This window comes from Arthrobacter sp. B3I4, from assembly GCF_030816855.1.
Taxonomy (GTDB): Bacteria; Actinomycetota; Actinomycetes; order Actinomycetales; family Micrococcaceae; genus Arthrobacter.
The window spans coordinates 539,398-565,367 of sequence record NZ_JAUSYK010000001.1 but is presented as its reverse complement, the minus strand read 5'-3'; the positions used below and the strand labels follow the sequence as shown (position 1 = coordinate 565,367).

At 66.4% G+C, this 25,970-nt stretch carries 20 protein-coding genes and 1 riboswitch; of the genes, 17 read left to right on the top strand and 3 right to left on the bottom strand.

What is annotated here, in order from left to right; all coding sequences use genetic code 11:
- Position 1 precedes the first annotated feature (1 nt).
- The 4 genes from QFZ61_RS02665 (at position 2) to QFZ61_RS02650 (ending at position 4,214) form a co-directional block, all read left to right on the top strand.
- The gene (locus tag QFZ61_RS02665) at positions 2–619 is read left to right on the top strand and encodes an alpha/beta hydrolase (protein ID WP_307033066.1); all 618 of its coding nucleotides are present in this window, start codon (positions 2–4) and stop codon (positions 617–619) included.
- Positions 620–784: 165 nt separating this feature from the next.
- Positions 785–1,066, top strand: a complete 282-nt coding sequence (locus tag QFZ61_RS02660) for a hypothetical protein (protein WP_307033064.1) — start codon at positions 785–787, stop codon at positions 1,064–1,066.
- Between the two features lie 15 nt (positions 1,067–1,081).
- Positions 1,082–1,825, top strand: coding sequence for an HAD family phosphatase (locus tag QFZ61_RS02655; RefSeq protein ID WP_307033062.1), 744 nt, complete (start codon positions 1,082–1,084; stop codon positions 1,823–1,825).
- A gap of 58 nt (positions 1,826–1,883) precedes the next feature.
- Positions 1,884–4,214, top strand: coding sequence for a glycoside hydrolase family 65 protein (locus tag QFZ61_RS02650; protein WP_307033060.1), 2,331 nt, complete (start codon positions 1,884–1,886; stop codon positions 4,212–4,214).
- A 102-nt stretch (positions 4,215–4,316) separates the two neighbouring features.
- Here QFZ61_RS02650 and QFZ61_RS02645 read toward each other — a convergent pair whose 3' ends face one another.
- Positions 4,317–5,126, bottom strand: a complete 810-nt coding sequence (locus QFZ61_RS02645; protein WP_307033058.1) for a PRC and DUF2382 domain-containing protein — start codon at positions 5,124–5,126, stop codon at positions 4,317–4,319.
- A gap of 123 nt (positions 5,127–5,249) precedes the next feature.
- Positions 5,250–6,260, bottom strand: a complete 1,011-nt coding sequence (locus QFZ61_RS02640; RefSeq protein WP_307033056.1) for an isopenicillin N synthase family oxygenase — start codon at positions 6,258–6,260, stop codon at positions 5,250–5,252.
- Between the two features lie 175 nt (positions 6,261–6,435).
- Here QFZ61_RS02640 and QFZ61_RS02635 point away from each other — a divergent pair, with 175 nt between their 5' ends.
- On the top strand, positions 6,436–7,119 hold the full coding sequence (locus QFZ61_RS02635; protein WP_307033054.1) for a haloacid dehalogenase type II: 684 nt from the start codon (positions 6,436–6,438) through the stop codon (positions 7,117–7,119).
- Here the strand turns inward: QFZ61_RS02635 and QFZ61_RS02630 are convergent.
- Positions 7,062–9,359 (bottom strand): bifunctional diguanylate cyclase/phosphodiesterase, encoded by a 2,298-nt coding sequence (locus QFZ61_RS02630; protein ID WP_307033052.1) that lies wholly within the window; start codon positions 9,357–9,359, stop codon positions 7,062–7,064. The two genes, QFZ61_RS02635 and QFZ61_RS02630, sit on opposite strands and share 58 nt — an antisense overlap.
- A 104-nt stretch (positions 9,360–9,463) precedes the next feature.
- A riboswitch (cyclic di-GMP riboswitch) is annotated at positions 9,464–9,538 on the bottom strand.
- Positions 9,539–9,836: 298 nt separating this feature from the next.
- Here QFZ61_RS02630 and QFZ61_RS02625 point away from each other — a divergent pair.
- From QFZ61_RS02625 to QFZ61_RS02575, 12 genes are all read left to right on the top strand, one after another.
- Positions 9,837–11,210 (top strand): NAD-dependent succinate-semialdehyde dehydrogenase, encoded by a 1,374-nt coding sequence (locus QFZ61_RS02625; protein ID WP_307033050.1) that lies wholly within the window; start codon positions 9,837–9,839, stop codon positions 11,208–11,210.
- Positions 11,211–11,389: 179 nt separating this feature from the next.
- Entirely contained in the window at positions 11,390–12,196 is an 807-nt protein-coding gene (locus QFZ61_RS02620) for a hypothetical protein (protein ID WP_307037959.1), read from the top strand.
- Positions 12,180–12,929 (top strand): LamB/YcsF family protein, encoded by a 750-nt coding sequence (locus tag QFZ61_RS02615; protein ID WP_307033049.1) that lies wholly within the window; start codon positions 12,180–12,182, stop codon positions 12,927–12,929. The genes QFZ61_RS02620 and QFZ61_RS02615 overlap by 17 nt, the downstream gene beginning before the upstream one ends.
- Positions 12,930–13,362: 433 nt before the next feature.
- Positions 13,363–14,163: a hypothetical protein gene (locus QFZ61_RS02610; RefSeq protein WP_307033047.1), complete on the top strand. Its 801-nt coding sequence runs from the start codon at positions 13,363–13,365 to the stop codon at positions 14,161–14,163.
- A 68-nt stretch (positions 14,164–14,231) separates the two neighbouring features.
- Positions 14,232–17,942, top strand: coding sequence for a nitrate reductase subunit alpha (locus QFZ61_RS02605; RefSeq protein WP_307033045.1), 3,711 nt, complete (start codon positions 14,232–14,234; stop codon positions 17,940–17,942).
- On the top strand, positions 17,942–19,636 hold the full coding sequence (gene narH / locus QFZ61_RS02600; RefSeq protein WP_307033043.1) for a nitrate reductase subunit beta: 1,695 nt from the start codon (positions 17,942–17,944) through the stop codon (positions 19,634–19,636). The genes QFZ61_RS02605 and narH overlap by 1 nt, the downstream gene beginning before the upstream one ends.
- Positions 19,633–20,253 (top strand): nitrate reductase molybdenum cofactor assembly chaperone, encoded by a 621-nt coding sequence (gene narJ / locus QFZ61_RS02595; RefSeq protein WP_307033041.1) that lies wholly within the window; start codon positions 19,633–19,635, stop codon positions 20,251–20,253. Before narH ends, narJ begins: the two co-directional genes overlap by 4 nt.
- Before the next feature lie 2 nt (positions 20,254–20,255).
- Complete coding sequence (gene narI, locus QFZ61_RS02590) at positions 20,256–21,122, top strand: respiratory nitrate reductase subunit gamma (RefSeq protein ID WP_373427116.1); 867 nt, start codon at positions 20,256–20,258, stop codon at positions 21,120–21,122.
- A gap of 42 nt (positions 21,123–21,164) precedes the next feature.
- Positions 21,165–22,400 (top strand): nitrate/nitrite transporter, encoded by a 1,236-nt coding sequence (locus tag QFZ61_RS02585; protein WP_307033039.1) that lies wholly within the window; start codon positions 21,165–21,167, stop codon positions 22,398–22,400.
- Positions 22,401–22,850: 450 nt separating this feature from the next.
- On the top strand, positions 22,851–24,605 hold the full coding sequence (locus tag QFZ61_RS02580) for an IS30 family transposase (protein ID WP_307033036.1): 1,755 nt from the start codon (positions 22,851–22,853) through the stop codon (positions 24,603–24,605).
- Positions 24,602–25,132, top strand: coding sequence for a DUF1214 domain-containing protein (locus QFZ61_RS16935; RefSeq protein WP_373427183.1), 531 nt, complete (start codon positions 24,602–24,604; stop codon positions 25,130–25,132). The genes QFZ61_RS02580 and QFZ61_RS16935 overlap by 4 nt, the downstream gene beginning before the upstream one ends.
- Complete coding sequence (locus QFZ61_RS02575) at positions 25,129–25,791, top strand: DUF1254 domain-containing protein (protein ID WP_307033034.1); 663 nt, start codon at positions 25,129–25,131, stop codon at positions 25,789–25,791. The genes QFZ61_RS16935 and QFZ61_RS02575 overlap by 4 nt, the downstream gene beginning before the upstream one ends.
- Positions 25,792–25,970 lie beyond the last annotated feature (179 nt).

Genomic DNA, 25,970 nt, shown 5'->3' with positions numbered 1-25,970 from the left:
CATGGAAACTGTCGCCTGGTCGAAACCGGAACCTGAACGCGCCGGCACGCCGCTGCTGGTGATGCTGCACGGCTACGGAACGGACGAGACCCGGATGGCACGGCTGTTCGACAGCTTGCCGCACGAATTCACCTGCGCCGCCCCACGGGCTCCCAAAGTGATCGGTGACGACTACGGCTGGTTCCTGCTGGACTACTTCCTCACCCACGACTTCGCTGACGTCATCAGCGCCACCAACTCAGTCTTCACGTGGATCGACTCGGTGAAGGGACAGCACAGCAGTGTCTCCCTGCTGGGTTACTCGCAGGGCATGGCGATGGCGAGTACGCTGTTGCGGCTGCACCCCGAGGCGTTCCGTGCAGTCGTCGGGTTGTCCGGCTTCGTGCTGGACAATGAGTTGCTGGCAATGAGCGAGTCCTTTGATGCGCGGCCGCCGTTCTTCTGGGGGCGGGACAAGAACGACGCCGTGATCAACGATGCCGCCACCGCCCACACCGAGGAATGGCTGCACGCTCACACCCAGCTCACCGCCCGCAGCTATCCGGGAATTGGCCATTCCATTTCCAAAGCGGAACTCGTGGACGTCAGTGCTTTCCTGCGGCACTACGTGCTGCGCTGACCCCAAGCCGTCGCCGGAAAGTAACAGCCGGGAAAGGGCTGCAAGTCCATTCGATGGGGAACCGCAACCACTTGCGCAGCCATTTTGTAAGCGCTTACACTCGATGGTGGCCCACTCTGATCGGCCCACTACTGCTGGGGGAAGAAAGGTCTAGGCTCGTGCCACATGGCTAGGGTTTCGCGCGTTACGATTCAAGCCTCCGCCGCACAATCAGGACTCGCGGTCCACGCCGGTTCCCAAGCTTCCCTGCGCCTGCCGACCATGTCCGAAAGTACCCGGAACAGCGCCGCGGCCGGGAACCTGGGCCGCACGCAATTCTCCTCCGCCGCCGGACCCGCTCCCTCCGCCTCATCCGCCACCGCTGCCCGGGGTGGCACCCACCCTGCCGCCGCCGGACGCCAGCGGGACCGCTCCGCACTCCATCACCACCGCTCCGCCCCGGTCTGAAAGGACTCCCGACCCATGACTGCGAATTCCAATGCCGCCCCCGCGGCGGCCGAGGTGCTTTCAGGCGCCTCCGCCATCCTTTTCGATCTGGACGGAGTCCTGACCCCCACCGCGGTGGTGCACGAGCGCGCCTGGCAGGAACTCTTCGACGGTTTCCTCCAGAACGTGCCTGAAGCGCAGGGCTACCGGGAGAGCGACTACTTCGACCACATCGACGGCAAGCCCCGCTTCGACGGGGTCCGCGACTTCCTGGCCTCGCGGAACATCGTGCTACCCGAGGGCCCCCTGAACGATGACCCCGCCCACGACACGGTCCATGGCCTCGGCAACCGCAAGAACAAGGTCTTCAATGACATCGTGGCATCGGGCGTCACGCCCTATGAAGGCTCTGTCCGGTTCATCGAAGCCGCGCTCAAACGCGGGCTCAAGGTCGCCGTCGTCTCCTCCTCCCGCAACGCCGTCCCGGTACTGAAGGCGGCAGGGCTCTCCGATTACTTCCCGGTCGTGGTTGACGGCGTCGTCGCGGTGTCCGAAGGCCTGCCGGGCAAGCCCAGCCCGGCCACCTACCAGTACGCGGCGCGCCTGCTCGGCCTGCCCAGCGAAGCCTGCGTCGTTGTCGAGGATGCCGTCTCAGGTGTCCAGGCCGGAAGCGCGGGAAGCTTCCACTCGGTCATCGGCGTGGACAGGGGAGCGGGCCGCCAGACCCTGCTCGACGCCGGCGCCACGATCGTGGTCAACGACCTGGCCGAACTGCTCTAACTGCGCCTCCGCAGCGCAGCACCATCCTCATCGCCCGCACCCGCCCAAGGACCACACCATGGCTCTCATCACCTCGGACCGCGACAGGTTCCCCAACGACCCCTGGCAGCTTGTCGAAACCGCTCACGAACCGGGCAACACCGGCACCCTGGAAACTCTCTTCACCCTCGGCAACGGCCACCTCGGTATCCGGGGTGCCCACTGGGCCGCCGCTGACGCCGAGCTTCCGGGCAGCTTCATTAACGGCTTCCACGAGATCTGGGACATTAAGCACGCGGAAAACGCGTACGGCTTTGCCCGCACCGGCCAGCGCATCCTCTACATACCGGATGCCAACAACTTCGTGGTGATCATCGACGGTGAGATGCTCAGCCTGGAGGAGTCGACGGTACTGGACTACCGGCGGAGCGTGGACTTCGCCACCGGCTTCTACGAATGCCGGATCGTCTGGCAGTGCCGCTCCGGCGCCATCGTGACCACCAGGGAACGCCGCGCGGTGGGGTACCAGGCACGGGGTGCCCTCGGGATCTCACTGCAGGTGGCGGCCGACCGGGACATCTCCGCCGATGTGACCTCCGCCGTCGTCAACAGGCAGGACCAGCCGGTCGAGGACCACTCGGCCCACGACCCGCGCCGCGCAGGCCGGCACGCCGGGCGGGTTCTGCTCCCGGTACGGCTCGACGGCGGCGACGGCTCGCTCCGCCTGTCCTGGGAAGCGGCCGAATCCAAGCAACGGCTCGGCGTGGCCGTGGACCACTGGACCTCCGCCGGCGTCCAGCCGTTCGACACCCAGGTGGACGCCGACGACAGCAGCGTCCGCTACGTCCTCGCCGTCAGCGCGGACGAACCGTTCCTGCTCGAAAAGAGCGTCAGCTACGCGATGGCCCGGTCCGTGGACGAGGATCCGGCCGAAACCGCCGAGGCGGCCCTGCTGCCGGTGGCCGAGATCTTCACCCAAAGCGAAGCCCATTACCGCGACTACTGGACCACCAGCGACATCGTGGTGGGCGGCCAGGCGGGCCTGCAGCAGGCGATCCGGTGGAACCTCTTCCAGCTCGCCCAGGCCACGGCCTGCGCCGATGTGGCCGGGATCCCGGCCAAGGGCGTGTCCGGGTCCGGTTACGACGGGCACTACTTCTGGGACCAGGAGGTGTACCTGCTGCCCTATCTGACGTACACCAACCCGGGCAACGCGCGGCAGGTCCTGGAGTTCCGCCACGAAATGCTCCCCGACGCCCGGGCCCGCGCCAAGGAACTCAGCGTGGACGGCGCGTTGTTCCCGTGGCGCACCATCAACGGTCTGGAAGCCAGCGCCTATTACGCCGCCGGCACCGCCCAGTTCCACATCGCAGCCGCCGTCGCGTTCGCGAGCAACCGCTACGCGTGGGCCAGCGGGGACGCAGAGTTTCAGCGGTCCCTCGGCTCAGAGCTGCTGATTGAGACGGCCCGGATGTGGGCCTCGCTGGGGTTCTTCGGCAAGGACGGGCTGTTCCACCTGCACGGCGTCACCGGCCCCGACGAGTACACCGCCGTCGTCAATGACAACCTCTACACCAACGTCATGGCCCGCTTTAATCTGCGCGCCGCAGCGGCGCTGGACCATGCGGGCATCGACGACGCCGAGCGTGAGTTCTGGGGGCACGCCGCCAGCCGGATGGTGGTGCCCTATGACGAGGACCTCCAGGTCCACTCGCAGGACAACGACTTCATGGCCCTCGAGCCCTGGGACTGGAGCACCCCGCGATCCAAGTACCCGCTGCTGCTGCATTTCCACCCGCTGGTGATCTACCGGCACCAGGTCCTCAAGCAGGCTGACACCGTACTGGCGATGTTCCTGCAGTGGCAGGACTTCACCGCGGAGGAGAAGCGAAGGGCCTTCGATTTTTACGACCCGATCACCACCGGCGACTCGACGCTGTCGGCGTGCGTGCAGGGCATCATGGCCGCCGAAGTGGGCTACGGCAAGGAGGCGCTGGACCATTTCATCCACGCGCTCTACATCGACCTGGACGATACCCACAGCAACACGATCGACGGAGTGCATATCGCTTCTGCCGGCGGCGTGTGGAGCTCGCTGGTCAGCGGTTTCGCCGGGTTGCGCGACCAGGGCGAGGTGCCCTACTTCGATCCGCGGCTGCCGGCCGAATGGGGCTCGCTGGCCTTCCACCTGAAACTGCGGGGCGGGGTGCTGCACGTCGAGCTGGATCATGCGGCGCTCCGGCTGACCTTCCAAGGCGGTGCACCGCTGGACGTCGACGTGCGGGGGGAGCGGTTCTCGGTCGGCAACCAGCCGGTGGCCGTGACGCTGCCGACCGTGATGGCTCCGCAGCCCACCGTCTTTCCGGGGCCGACGACGGCGTCCATCCCGTTGGTGCGCGCCCTCAACTGATCGCGGTGGGAGTTCCCAGTTCCGCGCAAGGAAAAAGGTCCGGGGCGAGAGTGTCAGCTCTCGCCCCGGACCTTTCTATGCGGCTATGCCGGGCGGACTGCCTTAGCGGCGGGTGCCGTGGTCGCCGTCGGTGTCGATGCGTTCCTTGCGGACTTCCTCATCGACGGTGACTTCGTCGGTCACCACGTCCTTGTCGAGGCGGACGCGCTCGACCGGGACGGTTTCCTTGTCCACGACCGGGCGCTCCTCGTGCAGGATGACCTCGTGCTCTTCATCGCTGAGGTCCGGGCCGGACATCGCGTCGCCGCGGTTGGCCTCGGTGATCGGCTCGCGCTCGAGCCGGACTTCCTCGCGCTGGACCGGAACGGTCTTGGTCACGTTTTCCGTGGTGACGTACTTGCGCAACCGGACGCGGGCCGCTTCCTGCTTCTCGGTGCCAACGTTGAGCCGCTCTTCCGAGCGGGTCATGGCATCGTCCGTGGTCGGGCCCGAGGTGTCATGGCCGACGGTTCCGCGCTCCTCGAAGCGCTCGGTGCCTGCAACACCGGCGGTGCCGGCGTTGTGGCCGGAGGTGGCGTCGGTGTAGGTCCGGCCCCCGCCAAGCTGGTAGTGCTGGTAGAGCCGCTCTTCTTCAGCGGGCTCAAGGTGGCCGTCAGTGTCGACGCGTGGAGCGTCCTTGACCTGGTCCTTGGTGTACGGGACAACGACGTCGTCCCCCTCCACCCGGGCCCCTTCCAGCGGAACGAAGCTCTCCGAGCTGCCGAACAGGCCGGTCTTGGCAGTAACCCAGCTGGGCTGGCCGCTCTCGTCGTCGGCGTAGACCTGGCCGACCGAGCCGATCTTGTCCCCGTCGGTGGAAACGATGTTGCCCTTGCGGTTCAGCAGGTCGTCGATGTGTTCCTTGGTGATCATGGTGCCTCCTTGGATCTCAATCATTTACTGCGGTCACAACAACGTAACGATAAGCATGCTTAGCAGTCAAGGCGCTGCCCAATGTTGGACGAAAATCGCCCAGCCGCAGCGCGTCGGGCTGGGCTAGCCCGCCAGGTCAGTATGGTGGAGCGCGGCGACATTGGGGTGGGCCCGCAGCCGGTACCGGAGCGCGTTGTCTCCGTAGGTTTCCAGGATCGGGCTGTTGGTGGGGTCCACCGACAGGCCGCGGGCTTTGGCCCGAAACTCGTTGCTCATCGCGAGCTGCGGCATGGTCGCGTCCAGCGCCGGGTTGTAGAAGAAGGGCAGCGAGATCCTGTCGGTGCCCCGGGCCGGTGAGATCACCCGGTGCAGGGTCGCCTTGAGGTAGCCGTTCGTGGCCAGTTCAAGCATCTCGCCGATGTTGACGACGAACGTTCCGGGCACCTGGGGCGCGTCAATCCACTTTCCCTGGTACTCGACCTGCAGGCCGCCCTTGCCGGGCTCGACGAGGAGCAGCGTGATCACGCCGCCGTCGCGGTGGGACCCGACACCTTGTTTCGGCTCCTCACCGGATTCCCCCGGGTAGCGCACGATTTTGAGCATGGGGAAGGCGTGCTCGCCGAAGGCGGCGTCAAAACTGTCCTCGGGTGCGCCGAGGGACACGGCCAGCGCCCGCAAAAGGTCCAGGGAGATGGCACTCAGCCGCTCCGTCCACTCGGACACGATCTGCTGCATCTCCGGCAGGCCGGCCGGCCAAAGGTTCGGACCTTCCAGCCGCCAGTAGTCGGCTACGCCGGGCCCGGGCTGCACGGCATCCCGCTCGACGCCGATGTCGATCTGCTCGCGCCAGTCGACCGCCCGGTCAGTGAGCTCGGCCCCCATCCGGGTGTAGCCCCGGAACTGCGGGCTGTGGATGTTCTCGACCGCCAGCTTTTGCTCCTCCGGCAGTTCGAAGAAACGGCGGGAAGCATCGAGCATCGCGTCAGTCAGCTCCTGCGGGATGCCATGGCCGGCCAGGTAGAGGAATCCGACATTGTGCATGGCGTTGCGAAGATCGTCGCGGAACCGCGACGCTTCCTCCGGGCCTGCGCTCAGCCGGGAGTAGTCCAATACGGGCAATGATTCGAGTGACAAGGTCCTATAGTCCTTTGCAGCCATTTTGGGAAACCGAAGTCCTTATTTCCTTCAACGTTACGGTCCGCGCCGTCCGGGTGAAGGGTTCCGTGTCGAAATGTGTCACTACGGTGCCGGGCAGCTCGAAAATCGAATGTGGGGTACGGTGCCAGCACACACCATGGAGGGAGAAATTATGAATGGCACACCTTCGGTCATCGTTTTCGACGTCAACGAAACGCTCTCCGACATGTCGCCCATGGCGGACCACTTCGCCGAGGTCGGCGCACCCGCCGAGCTCGCGAAACTGTGGTTCGCCGGGCTGCTGCGTGACGGGTTCGCCATCACCGCCGCCGGCGGCAACGGCACCTTCGCCGACATCGCCGCGGGCGCTCTGCGCGGGCTGTTACCCGCTGCGGGCGTCGGCCGCGATCTCGACGGTGCTGTGGAGCGCATCATGGCGGGGCTGGCCGGTCTCGGCGTCCACGCCGATGTGCCGGCAGGAGTGCGGGGGCTCCGGACGGCGGGGTACCGGCTGGCCACCCTGAGCAACGGCTCCGCCGAGATCGCGGACCGGCTCTTCACGACGGCCGGAATTCGGGACCAGTTTGAGAGACTGCTCTCCGTCGACGGCGCCCCGGGATGGAAGCCCGCCAAAGCCGCCTACGATTATGCGGCCGCTGCCTGTGGGGTGGCGCCGGAGCGGATGCTGCTGGTCGCGGTCCACCCCTGGGACATCGATGGTGCCGCCCGGGCCGGTCTGGCCACTGCCTGGATCAACCGGACAGGGTCAAGGTACCCGGACTACTTCACTGCTCCCGACTACACCGCCGCGTCTGTTGCAGAACTCCCGGAAGTGCTCGGGCCAGCGGGAGACTGACCCCTCAGCAGGTCTTCGAGGGTTCCCGCGTCGCTGGGCTTGCCGAACAGATAGCCTTGCGCGCGCTGGCATCCCATGGCTCGCAATGCCTCAAGCTGGCTGCTTGTTTCCACGCCCTCGGCAACGACGCGCAATCCGAGTCCGTGGCCCAGCCCGATAATTGCGGCAACGAATGCCGAGGACGGCTCCGGCTTGTCGTCCAGCCGCTTGGTGAAGGACTTGTCGATTTTGACTTCAGTTACCGGCAGCCTGTGCAGCTGAGCCAGGGACGAATACCCGGTGCCGAAGTCGTCGATGGACAGGCCGACGCCGAGCGCCCGGAGTTCGTGCAGGTTGCCGTCATTCGCTGCGTCTTCCGACACCGCCTGTGACTCGGTGATTTCCAGGGTGAGGGATGCGGCGGGAAAACCGGTGCCGGCCAAGATGTCCGCGACAAGGGCAGTGAACCCGGGGCTGCCGAGCTGGACCGCGGACACGTTAACCGACATCTCGATCGAGCGGCCCAGAGCATGCATCGTGGCCCCTGCGTGGCAGGCTTCCCTGAGAACGTGCGAGCCGACCTGGGTGATCAGGGCGCTGTCCTCGGCCAACGGAATGAACTCGCTCGGCGGAAGAAGACCCAACTGGGGGTGCTGCCAGCGGACCAGCGCCTCGGCGCCGACGAGGGCGTTCGTTGCCACGTCAAATTGCGGCTGGTACAGCACGCGCAGTTCCCCCCGGCCGGCGGCTCCTCGCAGGTCGGTTTCCAGCCGTAGGGCATTTTCGGGCGTCACGTCCGGCGGGACTTGGCCGCGGGCGCGGGCTCTTGTTCGGTACATCTCAACATCTGCCTCCTCGATGAGCCGCCGGGCGATGCCCGCCAAGTCGTCAGCCGAGTTCCGGCTTTCGCGGGGGAGCGGCCCGCTGATGCTGCTGCCGATGGCGACGTCAACGAAGATCCTCCTGCCGTTGACGTCCAAGCCAGCGGTGAGGCCGGTCCGGATGCGACCGGCCACCCGGTCGACCTCCGCGGCGCACTCGAGGTCGCGGAGGAGTATGACAAATTCGTCTCCGCTGTAGCGGGCCACAGTGTCGCCACTCCGCACGGCTGCGGTGAGCTGTGCTGCGACATGGCGGAGAGCCGTGTCCCCGGCTGCGTGGCCCAGACTGTCATTGATTCGTTTGAACCGGTTTATGTCGCAGAAGAGCAGGGCCACCTGGTGTCCGTTGCGGGCCGCGAGTGCCAGGGCTTCTTCGAGCCGGTTCTCCAGCAACGCCCGGTTCGGAAGGCCGGTAAGCGGGTCGTGCAGCGCTTGGCGTCTGGTGTCCTCCAAGAGCCGGACATTGTCCAGCGCCACGGCGGCCAGGCTGGCCAGGCCGGCCAGGCGCTCGGTCAGTGCCCCCTCCAGGGTTTCGGGGGCCGGACGGTCGGCCCAGTGGGCCAGCACCAGGCCGGTGAGCTCCTTGCTGGCGAGGACAGGGACAGCCGCAAAAGCTGAGACCCCAAATTCCTCTAACAACGCGACAGCCCAGTCGGAGCCGTTCCGGTCCACCAACAACGGGGCGCCGTGCCTCAATATCTCCGCCAGCTCCGGGCTGTCGTGGGCTGTGGTGGCGTAGCAGGCGAGCTTATCCTTAAGCTCGCCGCTCCAGCCGCTCATGCCGGCGATCCGGACTTTTCCGCACTGGGCGTCCCAGATGGCGACGGCGGAGCGGTCCGCGCCGGACAGTGCGGGAATGGCGTCGGCTACTGCAGTTGCCACGGTTCCAACGGTGGCTTGCTCCGCTAAGGTCTGGGCGAGCTGGAGCAGCAGTCTCGAAGTGTCGCTGCTTTCCCGGGCTTCGGCCAGGGCCGCCGCAACATCAAGGGCCACCGCAGTGTGACGGGCATAAGCGGCCAGGGCTTCTGCATCCTGTGGTGAGAAGTCCTGTCCGGGGTGGGCTGCGGCCGCCAGCGTGCCGTAACACTGCCGCTTCGACACCACCGGCACACTGAGCACCGTTAGGCCGGTGAGGGACACAGCCATCGCATCCAACTCGACCCCGTGATCGCCCAGTGCCTGGGCAAGGGCGACGCCGGTTCCCCGGACCTGCAGGTGGCGCCCGCCGCCGGGCAGCCGCACCGCCAGTAACTGCCCAGGAGCGCCTAGGGCGCTGTGGGCCCGGACGGCGATCCGGTCGAGCAGTTCCGGGGTTGGCGGGTGGCTCGCCAGATCAGCGGCAGCACCTTCCAGAGTCCGCAGCCGTTGCTCCGCCGGCAACGTTCTCTGAAGTTGCGGCCTGATTCCCCTGATCCGGTTCAGCAGCCGCCCGCGGGCTATCGAGGGGCGCAAGGGATGCTGAGGGACATGAGGGACCTTTGCTGTTCGGCGGCCCGGCTGACCGCGTGGGTCCCGTGGCTTTGCGTCCCCGGCTCGCGCCGGGTTTGCCCTTATCGAGGAGCGGCTGCTCAGGCGTCACTATAACAAAGCTGCACCAGGGCGCACCCAGCTGGCCGTCCGCGGGACCGCGGCGGGCCGGCGGCGGTCCTGCGGGCCGGAGAACCTGGCGTCCAGGTTTGTGCAGTGCCAATGGAATAGTCAGCCCTGGGTGCGGGTTGGCACCTACGGGACCGGCCGCGCTTTCCGAGCAAAGACGGGCCCCACGCACTGGACGGGATTGCGCCCGACGCCTGCGGGCGTCGCCCGCGGCCCCGCCCGAACCGGCTCAACCCAGCCAGAAACGGAGATGGTGGATTAATGACTGCCTACAAGACAGTGAACCCCGCAACCGGAGAAACGTTGAAGGAATTCCCGCTCGCCACCGCGAGCGAAGTGGAAGGAGCGCTCGCCGCCGCGCAGCAGGCCTTCCAGGACTGGCGCGCGGCCCCGGTCGAAGCGCGCACCAAGGTGATCGCCCGGGTCGCCGAGCTCTACCGCGAACGCCAGGACGAACTGGCCCGGCTGATTGCGACCGAAATGGGCAAGCCCGTCATGCAGGCGCGCGGCGAAGTGTTGCTCGTCGCCGATATCTACGACTACTACGCGGCAGAGGGCCCGCGCTTCCTCCAGGATGAGCCGCTGGACGTCAAGGGCGGCGGCTCCGCCGTCGTCCGCTCTACACCCATCGGCCCGCTGCTGGGCATCATGCCGTGGAACTACCCCTACTACCAGGTGGCACGGTTTGCTGCGCCGAACCTGGTCCTGGGAAACACGATCCTGCTCAAACACGCCGGTAACTGCCCCCAGTCGGCTCTCGCCATTGAAGCGATTTTCAAGGACGCAGGCCTCCCCGAAGGCGCCTACACCAACCTGTTCATCGACAACGACCAGGTCGCCGAAGTCATCGCCGACCCCCGCGTCCAGGGCGTTTCCCTCACCGGCAGCGAGCGGGCGGGCTCGGCCGTCGCCGAAGTGGCAGGGCGGAACCTGAAGAAGTACGTCCTGGAGCTCGGTGGCAGCGACCCCTTCATCGTGCTGGATGCCGACGATCTCGATGCCACCGTCAAGGCTGCCGTCGGCGGCAGGATGGGCAACGCCGGCCAGGCCTGCACCGCGTCCAAGCGGTTCATCGTGCTCGAGGACCTCTACGAGCCCTTTGTGGAGCAGTTCACCGCAAAGATGGCCAAGATCAAGCCGGGCGACCCGCTCAAGGACGACACCCGGTTCGGCCCGCTTTCCTCACAGAGCGCCGCGGACGGCCTGATCGAGCAGATCCAGGACGCCGTGGACAAGGGTGCCACCCTCCGCACCGGCGGCCACCAGGTGGATGGCCCCGGCGCCTTTGTGGAACCGACCGTGCTGACCGACGTCACCCCGGAGATGCGTGCCTTCTCCGAGGAGCTGTTCGGACCGGCGGCAGTCATTTACAAGGTGGCCAGCGTCGAGGAGGCCATCGAGTTGGCGAACGGCTCCCCGTACGGCCTCGGCGGCTCGGTGTTCAGCACCGACGTCGAGAAGGCCCAGGAGGTCGCGGACCGGCTGGACACCGGCATGGTGTTCATCAACTCGATCGCCGAGACCCAGGCGGACCTGCCGTTCGGCGGGGTCAAGCGCTCCGGTGTCGGCCGTGAGCTTGGCCGGTTCGGCATGGACGAGTTCGTTAACAAGAAGCTGATCCGCATCCCGCGCTAGGCGCCACTGCGCCGGCCCCATGCGGGCAGCGGAACCCTGCACCAGGACACGGCTGTGGCCGGAGGCAACGAGCTTCCGGTCGCAGCCGTTGCCGTCCCCCGGACACTGCCGAACGGCCCGTGGCCTAGTGTTAAGACCGGACGAAGTTCAGCACCCTTATGGTTCACGGAGAGGCGATGATGGCCAAGCGCAGCAACCCGGCAATGAAAATTGCCCAGAAGACCGCCCACAATGCGATGTTCGACGCCGAGGGCAAGCCCAAGCCCGGCGTCCACAACCTGCTCCTGCGCGCTGTGGAAATCCAGCGCCCGCTGGTCCTGGCGAACCTGCGCCGGCTTCAGCGGAAACACCCGCACGCCAGCGCGGCGCAGCTCGCCGCGGTCCTGGAACGGAACTACCTTGCCGCCGTCACCGGCGGCGGCGCGCTCGTGGGCGGCTCCGCCGTGATCCCCGGCGTCGGCACCGTGGCCGCGCTGGGCCTCTCCGCGGCCGCGACCGCCGGTTTCCTGGAAGCGACCGCGCTGTTCGCTACGTCGCTGGCGGAACTCCACGGCGTGCGGATGGAAGATCCGGAGAAGGCCAGCACCCTGGTCATGGCCATCATGCTCGGCGAGGAAGGCACCACACTGCTGAGTTCCCTCAGCGGCCAGGCCTCCGGCCAGGGCAGGGGCCCCACCCAGGCCTGGGGCTCACTCTTTTCACGACGGACACCGCTGGCCGGCTTCGGCTCGGTCCGGGAGCAGATCCAGCGGGCCTTCCTGCGGAACATCCTCAAACGCCAGGGCACCGCGCTGCTGGGGCGGGCACTGCCCTTCGGAGTCGGCGCGGTCGTGGGCGGCGTGGGAAACCGGATGATGGGCCAGGCCGTCATTGAGAATGCCAAGCACGCGTTCGGCCCCATGCCGATCACCATTCCCGGAGACCTGAATGCCGGAACGCAGACCGGCGCCGGACTGAGAGGCAGATTCTTTGGACCTCAACGCTGACCTGGGGGAGTCGTTCGGCTCCTGGACCATGGGTGATGACGCCGCAATGTTCCCCCTCGTCACCAGCGCCAGCGTCGCCTGCGGCCTGCACGCCGGGGATCCAGTCACCATGCTGGACACCTGCCGCGCAGCCTACGAACTCGACGTCCGCGTCGGCGCGCACCTCGGCTACCCCGATCTGGCGGGCTTTGGCCTCCGCGCGATGGACATGACTTTCGATGACCTGTTCGGCGCAGTCCTCTACCAACTCGGGGCCCTCGACGGCGTGGCCCACGCGGTCGGCGCCTCCGTGGACTACGTGAAGGTGCACGGCGGGCTTTACGAACGCACCGTTCACGACGGCGAACAGGCCGCTGCGGTGGTCGCCGCCATCCAGGCCTACGACCCGGGACTTCCGGTCCTGGGCCTGGAGGGTTCGGCGCTGCTGAGGCTCGCCAGGGATTCCGGACATCCGGTGTTCCATGAGGCCTTCGCGGACCGCGCCTACCTCCCCGACGGCACGCTCGTGCCGCAGCTGGAAGAAGCTTCGGTCATTGACGACCCGGAGGAGATCGTCCAGCGGGCACTGCGCCTGGCGCTGAAGGGCGAAGTCGTGGCGGTTGACGGCACCGTCATCACGCGCACGCCCCATTCCCTGTGCCTGCACGGCGAGACCCCCGGCTCCGTGGCGGTGGCCGCCGCCGTCCGTGCCGCGCTGGAACGGGCCGGCGTCGAGCTGGAGTCCTTCGCCTAGGGCGGCGCCCGACGCACCCGGCGGCCATGACGGCCCTGTACCTGCCCGGGGCCGGTCGGCCCTTGCTGAACTTCCCGCTGGTCCCTAGCGTGGGTCCATCGGGGCCCGGCCTCGTAGAGGCCGGGCAGTGATGGGGGCAGGGGAGAACATGCGCGGTCATCGGATCCGAGCTTCTGGACGGCGTCTTGCGCTCGCAGGCGCGCTGGTGCTCCTCGTCGGCGGATGCGCGCAGGGTGGTACGTCGCCGTCGGGCCCGCCGTCGTCGGGCCCCGCGTCGTCGCCAGGCTCGGGCAACCCGGCCTGCGATCTCATCACGCCGGAGATTGCAGCCAAGGTGGACCCGTCCTTCAGGGGCACAGGCGTGAACCAGGCGGCCAAGCCTCCGGGGAGCCCCGCCTACCTGTGCAGCTATATGAGCAAGTCGGACCGGGGGATGAACGCCCTGTCCGTGGCACTTACCTCGCCAGCATCGACGGCCGACATTGCGGCTGCGAAGAAGACCCCGGATTGCTCGCCGGTTGCCGGCATCGGGGACTTCGCCTGCTTCCAGTGGACCGGGTGGTTCCGCGGCGAGGCCGGCGGGGCGTCGGCCAACACGGTTCTCAAAGCGGTCCACGGTAATGAATCGCTCGACCTGCGGGTCGTGGCGGCGCCGCCAGGGTCTTCAGGAGCCCCCGTCCCGGACGGCACCATCACAGCCCGGGCCCTCGCCGACGCCGCGGTCGAAGCGGGCTGGGGCAACGGGAGCGCGCTCAGCATCCCCTCCGCACCGCCGGTGGGTCCGCAAGGAACGACCAACAATCCCGTCTGCGCTCTGGTCAGCGCCGATGAGCTCAAGCAGGCCTTCGGTGCCACAACCGAGCCGCAGGTCCTCCCCGGCGAGGGCAACTGCCGGTACACCTTCGGTGCGCTGGGCACACCCGGACCGGACTCGCTCATCTTCTCCATCGAACATCATCCCGGCGGCGCTTCGTTGCTATCCCGGCCGATCCCGGACGGCCGGAAGATTCAAGGCGTCGGAGACAGCGCGATCCTCATCGTCCGATCTGAGCCTGGCGGAGCGAAGTCTCTGCGGCCCGCCAGCGACGTATTGCTCACGTATATGTCCCTCATGGTGGCCCGGGGTCCAAACATGGCGATCTTCACCGCGCAGATCCTCATCTCCCCGGCCGGCTCGACAGTTGATCAGACGCAAGAGCAGTTGATCACGCTGGTCAAAGGAATCAGTTTCTGACCCGGGGGCTGCCGGCCAGTGCCATAAGGCCCTGTCCGGGCCAGATTGTGGCCCATAGCTTTGGGGGCATGACTGCCGGAGGAGCCGCGGGGTTAGATGGACCCGCCTCGGATGCGATGCTCAAGCTGGGCCGATTCTTTACGAAGTGGGACGAGACCGACGACGGCCGGGCCGTGTTCCGGGACGGCGGCCGCAAGGGCGACGTCTTCTACCGCGACCGCTGGAGCCACGACAAAGTGGTCCGCTCCACCCATGGAGTGAACTGCACCGGATCCTGCTCCTGGAAGGTGTACGTCAAGGACGGCATCATCACCTGGGAATCCCAGCAGACCGACTACCCCTCCGTTGGCCCGGACAGCCCAGAATACGAACCCCGCGGCTGCCCGCGCGGTGCGGCGTTCTCCTGGTACACCTACTCGCCCACCCGGGTCCGGTTCCCTTACGCCCGGGGCGTGCTCGTGGAAATGTACCGCGAGGCCAAGGCCCGGCTGGGCGATCCGGTGCTGGCCTTCGCCGACGTGGTGGGGGACCCGGAGCGGCGGCGCCGCTACCAGCAGGCCCGCGGCAAAGGCGGCCTGGTCCGCGTCTCCTGGCAGGAGGCGATCGAGATCGCCGCTGCGGCGCACGTCAACACGGTCAAAACCTACGGACCGGACCGCTGTGCCGGGTTCTCGCCGATTCCCGCGATGTCCATGGTTTCGCACGCGGTGGGCAACCGCTTCATCCAGCTCATCGGCGGCGTGATGACGTCCTTCTACGACTGGTACGCGGACCTGCCCGTTGCCAGCCCGCAGGTCTTCGGCGACCAGACCGACGTTCCCGAATCCGGCGACTGGTGGGACGCCCGCTACCTGATGATGTGGGGCTCCAACGTTCCCGTCACCCGGACCCCGGACGCGCACTGGATGACCGAGGTGCGCTACCGCGGCACCAAGGTGGTCACTGTCAGCCCGGACTACGCTGACAATACGAAGTTTGCGGACGAATGGCTCCCGGCACAGGCAGGCACGGACGCCGCCCTGGCAATGGGGATGGGGCACGTCATGCTCAAGGAGTTCTTCGTTGACCGGGAGGTTCCGTTCTTCTCCGACTACGTCCGGCAGTACACCGACCTGCCGTTCCTGGTCACCTTGGAACGGCGCGAGGACGGGACGCTCACCCCGGCGAAGTTCCTCACCGCTAAGGACCTTCCCGCCGAGTCCCTGGCTGAAGACGCCGCGTTCCGTACCGTGCTGTTCGACAAGAAGGCCGGCCGGCCGGCGGTTCCCAACGGTTCGATGGGGTTCCGCTACTCCGCCAGCGGCGAGGGCAAGTGGAACCTCGATCTTGAAGGGATCGAGCCGGCGCTCTCGCTCCTGGAGGTCTCCGCGGACAGTGCCGAAATCCTGCTTCCCTGTTTCGAGGCAGCCGATGGTACCGGCAGCGTGCTCCGCCGCGGCGTGCCGGTCATTGAACTGGAAGGCGGGCTGGTGACCACGGTTTTTGACCTGATGCTGGCCCAGTACGGCGTGGGTCGGGCCGGGCTGCCGGGGGACTGGGCCGCGGGCTACGACGACGCCGCCACCCCGTACACTCCCGCCTGGCAGGAGGAGATCACCTCCGTCCCGGCGCAGGCCTGCATCCGGGTGGCCCGCGAGTTCGCCCGCAACGCCGAACAATCCAAGGGCCGGTCGATGATCATCATGGGCGCCGGAATCTGCCAGTGGTTCCACGGCGACGCCACCTACCGGGCAGTGCTGGCCCTGGTGATGCTGACCGGCTGCATGGGCCGCAACGGCGGCGGCTGGGCCCATTACGTCGGACAGGAAAAGACCCGCCCCGTCACCGGCTGGGTGTCGCTGGCCAATGCCCTGGACTGGGCGCGGCCGCCGCGGACCATGATCGGCACCGGGTACTGGTACATGCACACCGACCAGTGGCGGCAGGACGGCTACTCCGCGGATGCGCTGAAATCACCGTTGTCCACCGGTGCCCTGGACGGCCTGCATACCGCGGATGCGATGGCCCAGTCAGCCAGGCTCGGCTGGATGCCGTTCTACCCGCAGTTCGACCGGAACCCGCTGGACCTCGCCGACGAAGCCGAGGCCGCCGTCGCCGCCGGGACAGCAAAGGACACGCCCGGCTACATAGCGGAGGCCCTCAAAAACCGCACCCTCAACCCGGCGATCGAGGACGTGGACGCCCCGGAGAACTGGCCGCGGACCCTGATCTTGTGGCGTTCGAACCTGTTTGGTTCCTCGGCCAAGGGCAACGAGTATTTCCTGCGGAACCTTCTGGGCACCCATCACAACGTCCTGGGCAAAGACCATGCGGAAGGCCTCAAACCGCGCGACGTGAGGTGCCATGAGCAGGCGCCCGAAGGAAAGCTGGACCTGCTGGTCTCCGCGGATTTCCGGATGACCTCGACGACGCTGCTCTCCGACGTCGTCTTCCCGGCCGCCACCTGGTACGAAAAACACGACTTGTCCTCCACGGACATGCACCCGTTCGTGCACGCGTTCACCCCTGCCATCGACCCGCCGTGGGAAACCAAGACCGACTTCGACACCTTCCACCTGCTGGCCCGCGAGTTCTCCAGGCTGGCCACGACCCACCTGGGGGTCCGCCGGGACTTGGTCAGCGTCCCGCTGCAGCACGACACCCCCGGCCAGCTCGCCCAGCCCGGCGGCACGGTCCGTGACTGGCGGGACCCCGGCATTCCCGCTGTCCCGGGACAGAACATGCCCATTTTCTCGGTGGTGGAGCGGGACTACACGGCCATCGCGGACAAGCTGGCCGCCGTCGGGCCGCTGGCTGACAAACTTGGCTTCACGGTCAAGAACGTCACCTACAAGCTCGCCGGCCCGCTCAACCGGCTCAGCCAGTCCAACGGGGTGATGCTTGGCGGCGCCGCGGACGGCCGGCCGGCGATCGATACGGACGCGAAAATGGCTGAGGCTATCCTGGCTTTTTCCGGGACCACCAACGGGGCGCTGTCGGTGCAGGGCTTCAAGGATCTCGAAGTGCGCACCGGCAGGAAACTGGCCGACCTCTCCGAGGGCTCGGAGGAAAAGTTCATCACCTTCGCCCAGACCCAGGCCGGGCCCGTCCCGGTGATCACCTCGCCGGAGTGGTCCGGCTCGGAGACCGGCGGCCGGCGCTATGCCCCGTTCACCATCAACATTGAGCGGCTGAAACCCTTCCACACCCTCACCGGGCGGATGCACTTCTTCCTGGACCACGACTGGATCCGGGACATCGGCGAGGCGCTGCCGATCTACCGCCCGCCGCTGGACATGCACCGGCTCTTCGGTGAGCCGAAGCTGGGCCGTGACGGGGCCCTGGAGGTGGTGGTCCGTTACCTGACACCGCATTCGAAGTGGTCGATCCACTCCGAATACCAGGACAACCTGCTGATGCTCTCGCTCTCCCGCGGCGGCCCCACTGTGTGGATGAGCCCGTCCGACGCCGAGTCCATCCAGGTCAAGGACAACGACTGGGTCGAGTGCCTCAACATCAACGGGGTTCTGGTGGCGCGGGCAATCGTCAGCCACCGGATGCCGGCCGGCGTCGTCTACGTCTACCACGCGCAGGAACGCACCATCGACGTACCGAAGTCCGAGGCCACCGGGAGGCGCGGGGGCATCCACAACTCGGTGACCCGGCTGCTGGTGAAGCCTTCGCACCTGATCGGCGGCTACGCCCACCTGGCCTACGCCTTCAACTACCTCGGCCCCACCGGAAACCAGCGGGACATGGTGGCGACCGTCCGCCGCCGGTCCCAGGAGGTGCAGTATTGATGCGCGTGATGGCTCAAATGGGCATGGTAATGAACCTGGACAAATGCATCGGCTGCCACACCTGTTCGGTGACCTGCAAGCAGGCCTGGACCAACCGCGCCGGCACCGAATATGTCTGGTTCAACAACGTCGAAACCCGTCCCGGACAGGGGTATCCGCGCCGCTACGAGGACCAGGACAAATGGCGCGGAGGCTGGGAACTGAACAAGCGCGGCAAGCTGGTCCTCAAGGCCGGCGGCCGGGTCAAGAAGATGTTCGGCATCTTCGCCAGCCCCGTCCAGCCGGAGCTCAAGGACTATTACGAGCCGTGGACCTACGACTACAAAACGCTCGTTGACGCGCCGCTGGGCGACGACTTTCCGGTGGCCCGGCCCAAATCCCTCATCACCGGGGAGGACACCAAGATCACCTGGTCGGCGAACTGGGACGATGACCTGGGCGGCTCCACCGAGCACGGGCACCTGGACCCGATCGTGGAAAAGATCCGCCGGGAGTCCGAAGACAAGATCAAGTTCGCCTACGAACAGACCTTCATGTTCTACCTGCCGCGGATCTGCGAACACTGCCTAAACCCCTCGTGTATGGCGTCCTGCCCCTCCGGCGCGATCTACAAGCGCGTCGAGGACGGGATCGTGCTGGTGGACCAGGACCGGTGCCGCGGCTGGCGGCAGTGCATCACCGGCTGCCCGTACAAGAAGATGTACTTCAACCACAAGACCGGCAAGGCCGAGAAGTGCACCTTCTGCTACCCCCGGGTGGAGGTGGGACTGCCCACGGTCTGCTCGGAAACCTGCGTGGGGCGGCTGCGGTACCTGGGGTTGTTCCTGTACGACGCCGACGCCGTCACCGCGGCGGCGGCCGTCACCGACCCGCAGGAGCTCTACGACGCCCAAATGGACGTGCTGCTGGATCCCAGTGACCCGGCCGTGCAAGCCGAGGCCCGCGCCCAGGGTATCCCCGAGGACTGGATCGACGCCGCCCGGCGCTCGCCGGTCTACGCCCTCGCCAAGGTCTATAAGGTGGCGCTTCCGCTCCACCCCGAGTACCGGACCATGCCGATGGTCTGGTACGTCCCGCCGCTGTCACCGGTCGTTGACCTGCTACGCGACCAGGGGCACGACGGCGAAGACGCCGGCAACCTTTTCGGCGCCATCGACGCGCTGCGGATCCCGGTCGAGTACCTCGCCGAACTCTTCACCGCCGGCGACACGGACCGGGTCACGGCAGTGCTGAGGAAACTCGCCGCGATGCGCTCCTTCATGCGCGGCATCAGCCTGGGCAATGATCCGGACGAGTCCATCGCCGAAGCCGTGGGCATGGACGGGCAGACCATGTACGAGATGTACCGGCTGATGGCGATCGCGAAGTACGAGGACCGGTATGTGATCCCCACCGCGCACGTCGAACAGGCCCACGACCTCGAAGAAATGGGCTGTTCCCTGGACTTCGAGGGCGGCCCCGGCATGCAGGACTCCTCACCGTTTGGTGAGGCCAGCGGCAGGCCGGTTCCGGTGGCCGTGGAAACCTTCAACGCACTCCGGGACCGGCAGACCACCGGCGGGATAGAGCCGGGGACGAACCTGCGGGGCAGGGTCAACCTGCTGAACTGGGACGGCCGCGGTGCGCCGCTGGGGCTGTTTCCGCAGAAGGATGCCGAGCCAGGCACCTTGGCTGCGGCGGAGGACCAGCCATGAGCCGGCGCGAGCAGGTGCTGTACCTTGCGGCGGCGTGGTGCTTGTCCTACCCGGACGAGGATTTGCTTGGAAAGGTGCCGCTGATGCGGGCGGCGCTGGCGGAGTTTCCCGGTGCCGGCGCAGATTTCGGGGAGGTGCTGGACTCCCTGGAGTCCACCCCGCTGATGGAGAGCCAGGCCCGCTATGTGCGCGAATTTGACTTGGGGAAACGTCACGCGCTGCACCTGTCCTACTGGACTGACGGGGACACCCGGCGCCGCGGCGAAGTGCTCGGCCACTTCAAAGCGGCCTACCGGCAAAGCGACATCCTGGTCGACACGCAAGGCGAACTGCCCGATTACCTGCCCATGGTGCTCGAATACGCCGCCCGGGTGGATCTCGCGGCGGGCCGGGCGCTGTTGAGCCGGTACCGGGCCAGCCTGGAGATGCTCCGCTTCGGCCTGCTCCGGGACGAGCTGCCGCACGCGCGGATCCTGCAGGCGGTATGCGCCACCCTGCCCGGCAAGTCGCCGGCGGACGAGCAGGCCGTGATGCGGATGGCCGGGTACGGACCGCCCGCCGAAGCTGTGGGCCTTGACCCGTACGATCCGCGCCTGTTGCCGGTGAAGGGAGCCTGAAGGTGCTGCCACGTGAAGCCGGAGACGGACCCGCCGTCGACCCCTCCACCCTGGACATCGTGCTCTGGGGCGTCCTGCCCTACGTCATGGTGGTGGTCCTGGTCGGCGGGCTCATCTGGCGGTATAAGTATGACCAGTTCGGCTGGACGACGCGGTCCTCCCAGCTGTACGAATCGCGCCTGCTGCGCATCGCCTCGCCGCTGTTCCACTTCGGTCTGCTCGCCGTGATCGCCGGCCACTTCTTCGGCCTGGTTATCCCGATGGCGTGGACCCAGGCTGTAGGGATGAGCCAGGAGTTCTACCACTTCAACGCTCTGCTGGTCGGCGGCATCGCGGGGGTGGGCACCCTCGGCGGCATCCTCCTGCTGATCTACCGGCGGCGCACCACCGGACCGGTGTTCATGGCGACCACCCGGAACGACAAGAGCATGTACGTGGTGCTCACTGCGGCGATCGTGTTCGGACTGTGGACCACCCTTGCGAGCGTCTTCGAAGGCGAGCACGGGCACAACTACCGCGAGACGGTGGCTCCATGGTTCCGCTCCCTGTTCATCTTCCAGCCGGACATCACGGCGATGGCCGTGGCGCCTTTTTCCTTCCACCTGCATACCTTGGTGGGCATGGCGCTCTTTGTGATCTGGCCGTTCACCCGGCTGGTCCATGCCTTCACGGCCCCGTTGCACTACCTCTTCAGGCCCTACATCGTCTACCGCTCCCGGGACCACGACCGTAACCGGGGCCGTGCGGCAGGAAGTGCCGCCGGGCGCGGCGCCGCGACTCCCGCGGCGGCTGCGCCAGGCAACAGAACTACCGCCCGGCGTGGTTGGTCGGCGGTCGGCACCCCCGACCGTGACACCCACAACCGGTGACCCTGCAACGCTGAACCTGCGTTGAACCGAAAGGAAGCCGCCATGGCCGCAACGTCACCCTCCGCAGCCGTCCCGTCCGCGTCCGCCGCAAACCACCGGACGCTCAACCTGGCGCTCGCTACCGCGGCCTCGGTAGTGGGTTTCTGGGCTTGGAATTCCGTCGCGACGCTGGGTGCCTTCTACACCCAGAACCTCCAGCTCAACGCGGCCGCCACCGGCATCCTCGTGGCCATGCCGGTCTTCGTCGGCTCCCTGGGGCGGATCGCCGTGGGTGCCCTGACGGATAAGTACGGCGGCCGGGCGATGTTCAGCTTCGTCCTGCTCGCGGCCATCGTTCCGATCCTGCTGGTGGCTGTCGGCGGCAGCGTTCGCTCCTTCGCGCTGGTGCTGGCGGCCGGGCTGCTGCTCGGGGTGGCCGGCACCGTTTTTGCCGTCGGAATCCCCTTTGTCAGCGCCTGGTACGAACCGTCACGGCGCGGCTTCGCCACTGGCGTCTTTGGCGCCGGGATGGGCGGCACCGCCCTGGCGGCGTTCCTGAACCCGCGGCTAGTGGCCTGGATCGGCTATTTCCCGACGCACCTGCTGATTGCCGCGGTCCTGGCCGTCATGGCCGCGCTGGTCTGGTTCCTGATGAAGGAATCCCCGGGCTGGAGCCGCAGCAACGCGCCGGTCCTGCCCAAGCTGCTGGATGCGGCGAAGACCCCGGTCACCTGGAAGATGTGTTTCCTCTACGCAGTCGTCTTCGGAGGCTTCGTTTCCTTCGCTACCTACCTTCCCACCTACCTGCGGGACGTCTACAGCTTCGACCCGAGCGCCGCGGGCGCCCGGACCGCCGGGTTCGCCCTCGCCGCGGTGCTGGCCCGGCCGGTAGGCGGCGTCCTGGCGGACCGGTTCGGGCCCAAACCGGTGGTGGTGGTTTCGCTGGTAGGCGTCGCCGTGCTGGCCTGGGTGGTTAATCTCCAGCCCGACGGCGATGTGCCCGCCGGCCTGACGTTTGTCGCCATGGCGGCGGCCCTTGGCCTCGGCACCGGCGGAGTTTTCGCCTGGGTCGGGGTGCTCGCCCCCGCCGGAAAAGTGGGCAGCATCAGCGGGGTCGTCAGTGCTGCCGGCGGGCTCGGCGGCTACTTCCCGCCGCTGATCATGGGCGCCACCTACGACGCAGCGACACGCAGCTATTCGATCGGACTCATGCTGCTGGTGGTCACGGCGGTGGCAGCGCTGCTGTTCACGGTTTTCGTTGTGCACGGCCGTGCCCGGGCAACCGTCGCGCCGGCCTAGTGGGGCCTGAAACGGACAGCGCACCGAGCAGCCTGTGCCCTTGCAGCGGGCGGTCGCGAGGCGCGGTTGCCGGATACACGGAGATCCATGTAGAGGTCACCCGCCGTACTCCGTCGGCCAGAAGACCTGCCTGTCGACTGGCGGTGGACTGCTGCCACTTTGAAAAGCATGCAGAGCCGATGCGCTGCGTCATGCGAGCCCTATGGATGGATGTCTCATAACCCACATTGGATACAGCGATTCAAGCCGAAGGTTTCGAGACGTAGTTATGAGAATCGCCCGTCACGGGGATCCTTGGGATTCCAAAGAGACTGGGGACGAGCCTTCACTGGCCCGACTTGATGGACGAGACGTCTCCTATCCCATGGGTTTCGAGACAGTCTGGAGCGTAGCGGTTAGCACGCGGGATTCTGTTGATCGAAGCAACACCTTCTTTCAAGGTGGTTCGACATGTATCTCAGCTCCTCGTCAGCAGCAGGCATCCGGTTTCTTGCTTCGATTAAGCACGGGCACGGTCTCAGACCGTCCGCCCGACATGCTGGCATTGATAAGGAAGTCGGCTACCGCTGGCTGCGCGAGGAATACTTGCGCCTGCGTCGCAACGGCAAGACTCCGAGCGAGACGACAGCGGAGCTCGGGTTCAGCACGTCCCGGCTGGCGGCGTGGGAAGCTGACGTCGGCCAGGTCAAAGACCGCCATCACCTTCGGGTGAATATTGACGAGGAGGCCAGCTTTTGGGCGGCGTTTGGTCGGGGGGAAAGCTTTGGTGAGGCAGCCAAAAACGCGGGTGTGAGCCGTTCGACCGCCTATCGGTGGATGCACCGTCGTTTCGACCAGCTACGTAAGTCCAAGGTGACCGTTAGGCGGTGCCAAGACCAATTGCGCCTGACCGACCACCTCAGCCTGAACTTCGAACGCGACCGATTATCCCGACTATCGAACGAGCGGAATGCGGCCACGGCGGCGCAGCACGCCGCAGTCCTCTCCTCCGGTCGCTATGCAGACCAGATGCTCGGCGCGGTGCTCTCAGAGGCGCAGCAGCACCGTGCTGCGCGGACCGAGAAGTATTGGCAGCTGATGCGCAACGGGGTGAGCAACGCAGAAGCATGCAGACTTCTCGGTATGCACCGAAGAACAGGGACGCAGCTGCGTCGAGCCAGCAACTTCCAGATCCCGCCCATCACAGCGCCGGCCGTAACCGCGGGCCGCTACCTGGATGTGCGGGAGCGGTTGCAGATCGCGGACCTATTGCGCCTGGGGCACTCAATGCGGCGAATCGCGGCGGAACTGGGCCGTCACGCCTCCACGGTCAAACGGGAACTCGACCGTCACCGGGACGCTCAGGGCCTCTACCTGCCCCGCACTGCCGATCATGACGCCCGGCTGCAACGGGCCCGACCGAAAGTGCATAAGCTCGCTGCCAACACCCGACTGCGCACCCTTGTGCAACGTAAGCTCAACCGTTTCTGGTCCCCGGACGAAATCTGCGGGTGGATGAAGAAGACATACCCCGATGACCAGACGATGCGGTTGTGCCCGGAAACGATTTACCGGGCACTGCTGCTGCGCGAGGACCACGGCCTGCACCAGCGGTATGCCGCCAAGCTGCGCACCGGCCGTAGGATCCGCAAGACCCGTTGGCGCACCCGCACCGGGAAAGGCTCGCGGATCCGCAACATGACCATGATCGGTCAACGGCCGGCAGAGGTGGAAACCCGTCTGGAGGCCGGCCACTGGGAAGGGGACCTCATCGTCGGCGTCGGGTCAGTCTCGGCGATGATGACACTCAGGGAAAGGAAAACCCAGTACGGCATCATCATAAATCTGCCCCTGGATCACACCGCTGCGAGCGTCAACGCGGCCGCCATCAGCGCGTTCGCGAAGCTGCCAACACACCTGAAGCGAACACTCACGTGGGACCAGGGCGTGGAAATGGCCAGCCACGAGGAACTAACAAAGAAGACCGGGGTTCCGGTTTACTTTGCCGAACGCTCCAGCCCCTGGCAGCGCGGCGCCAACGAGAACTTCAACGGGCTCGCCCGCCAATACTTCCCCAAAGGCACCAACCTCGCCGTTCACAGCGTTGAGCACGTCTCCCACGTGATGCGCGAACTCAACGAACGGCCACGAAAAACCCTCGACTACGACACCCCGGCAGCACGCTTCAAAGCCGAACGCACCGCCCCGCCCGGTGCTTTGCGATAGCCTCAAAGCACCGGGAAACGACCCGAAAATCACGCATCTGTTGCGTCGACCCCCAGAAACCGCCGATTCGCAAAGCTGGCCATCCAGGCAACGGACTGCTGGTTCGTGCGGCCCTGCAGAAGGCGCTCCCGGTTGTCAACGTTTTTGAGGAGGCCTCCTACTGGACAGCGACCCGGGATGCGGCGGGGAAGCGTCTCAATGGGGAGCATGTGTATCGCCTTCATTTCTCGGTGGGTCAGCTTCCACCGAATGATGCCTTCTGGTCGATTACCGCGACGGACACAGTCGGCTATATGGCCAACGCCCCAACCGGGCGGGCAAGCGTGAACGACCACTCTGGTCTCGTGACGAACGACGACGGCTCAGTCGACATTCTGCTCCAACGGACTCAGCCATCTGGTGCGGCGCAGAACTGGGTAGCGACACCGCCCGGCCGGTTCAAGCTCGTGCTCCGCGCCTATCTACCCGGAGCGGCCATCGTAGACGGCCGGTACGAGGTTCCGCCGGTCGTACAGGTGCAGTCATGAATCGCCTGATCCTGAAATACGCCACCCCGGTGACGATCGCCATCCTGGCAATCTTCGCGTGGGTCACCTATAGGCGAATTGCGGTCGGCGGTCTGGGCTCGATCATTCTGCTGATAGCGACAGCTGTGGCCGTGTGGGTGATCGGTACGTTCGTCTTCTTCTACTTCTGGCCACGGATCACAGTGAGCGGCTTCAAACGAATATTTGTCCGACGCGGGCTGGGTGGAGGACCGATCCCTGTGAACACGATTTATGCCGTGCCAGAGAGCCCGTCCCAGTCCGCGTTGTCCGGCGATGTCATCGCGACCGGCACCGATGACGCCCTGTACTTTGGCGGCTGGTTGGATGTCAACGCCGGACCACAAGTGCTGCACGTGCCCGAGATGGAACAGCGCTATTACAGCGTGCAGTTCACCGACCCGGTCAGCGGCGTCAACTTTGCCTACGTGGGCAAACGCACCACTGGAACCGCTGTCGGCGACTTCCTCCTCTGCGAACCCAAATGGCACGGGGAGACGCCACGCGGCATGACCAGGATCGACGTTCCCCACCACGCCGCCCTCCTGATCGGTCGGGTCTTCGTCGCCAACGAAGATGACCGCCACACGGCCTACGAACTCGCGAAGCTGATCCGGCTCGCACCAGCAAAAAGAGCGTGAGCATCCGCGAAAACCGATCCCACCGCTCCGAACTCCCCACCCACAAGGCGCCCGCTGAGGGGACCCTTCTTACGGACTGACACGGCCGTGCAGACGACTTTGGACATGCCGTGCAATCGTTTTCGGAAGGTGACAGTAACTCAACTGCCTCAATAGGCCTCTTTGACTCCAAAAGTCCG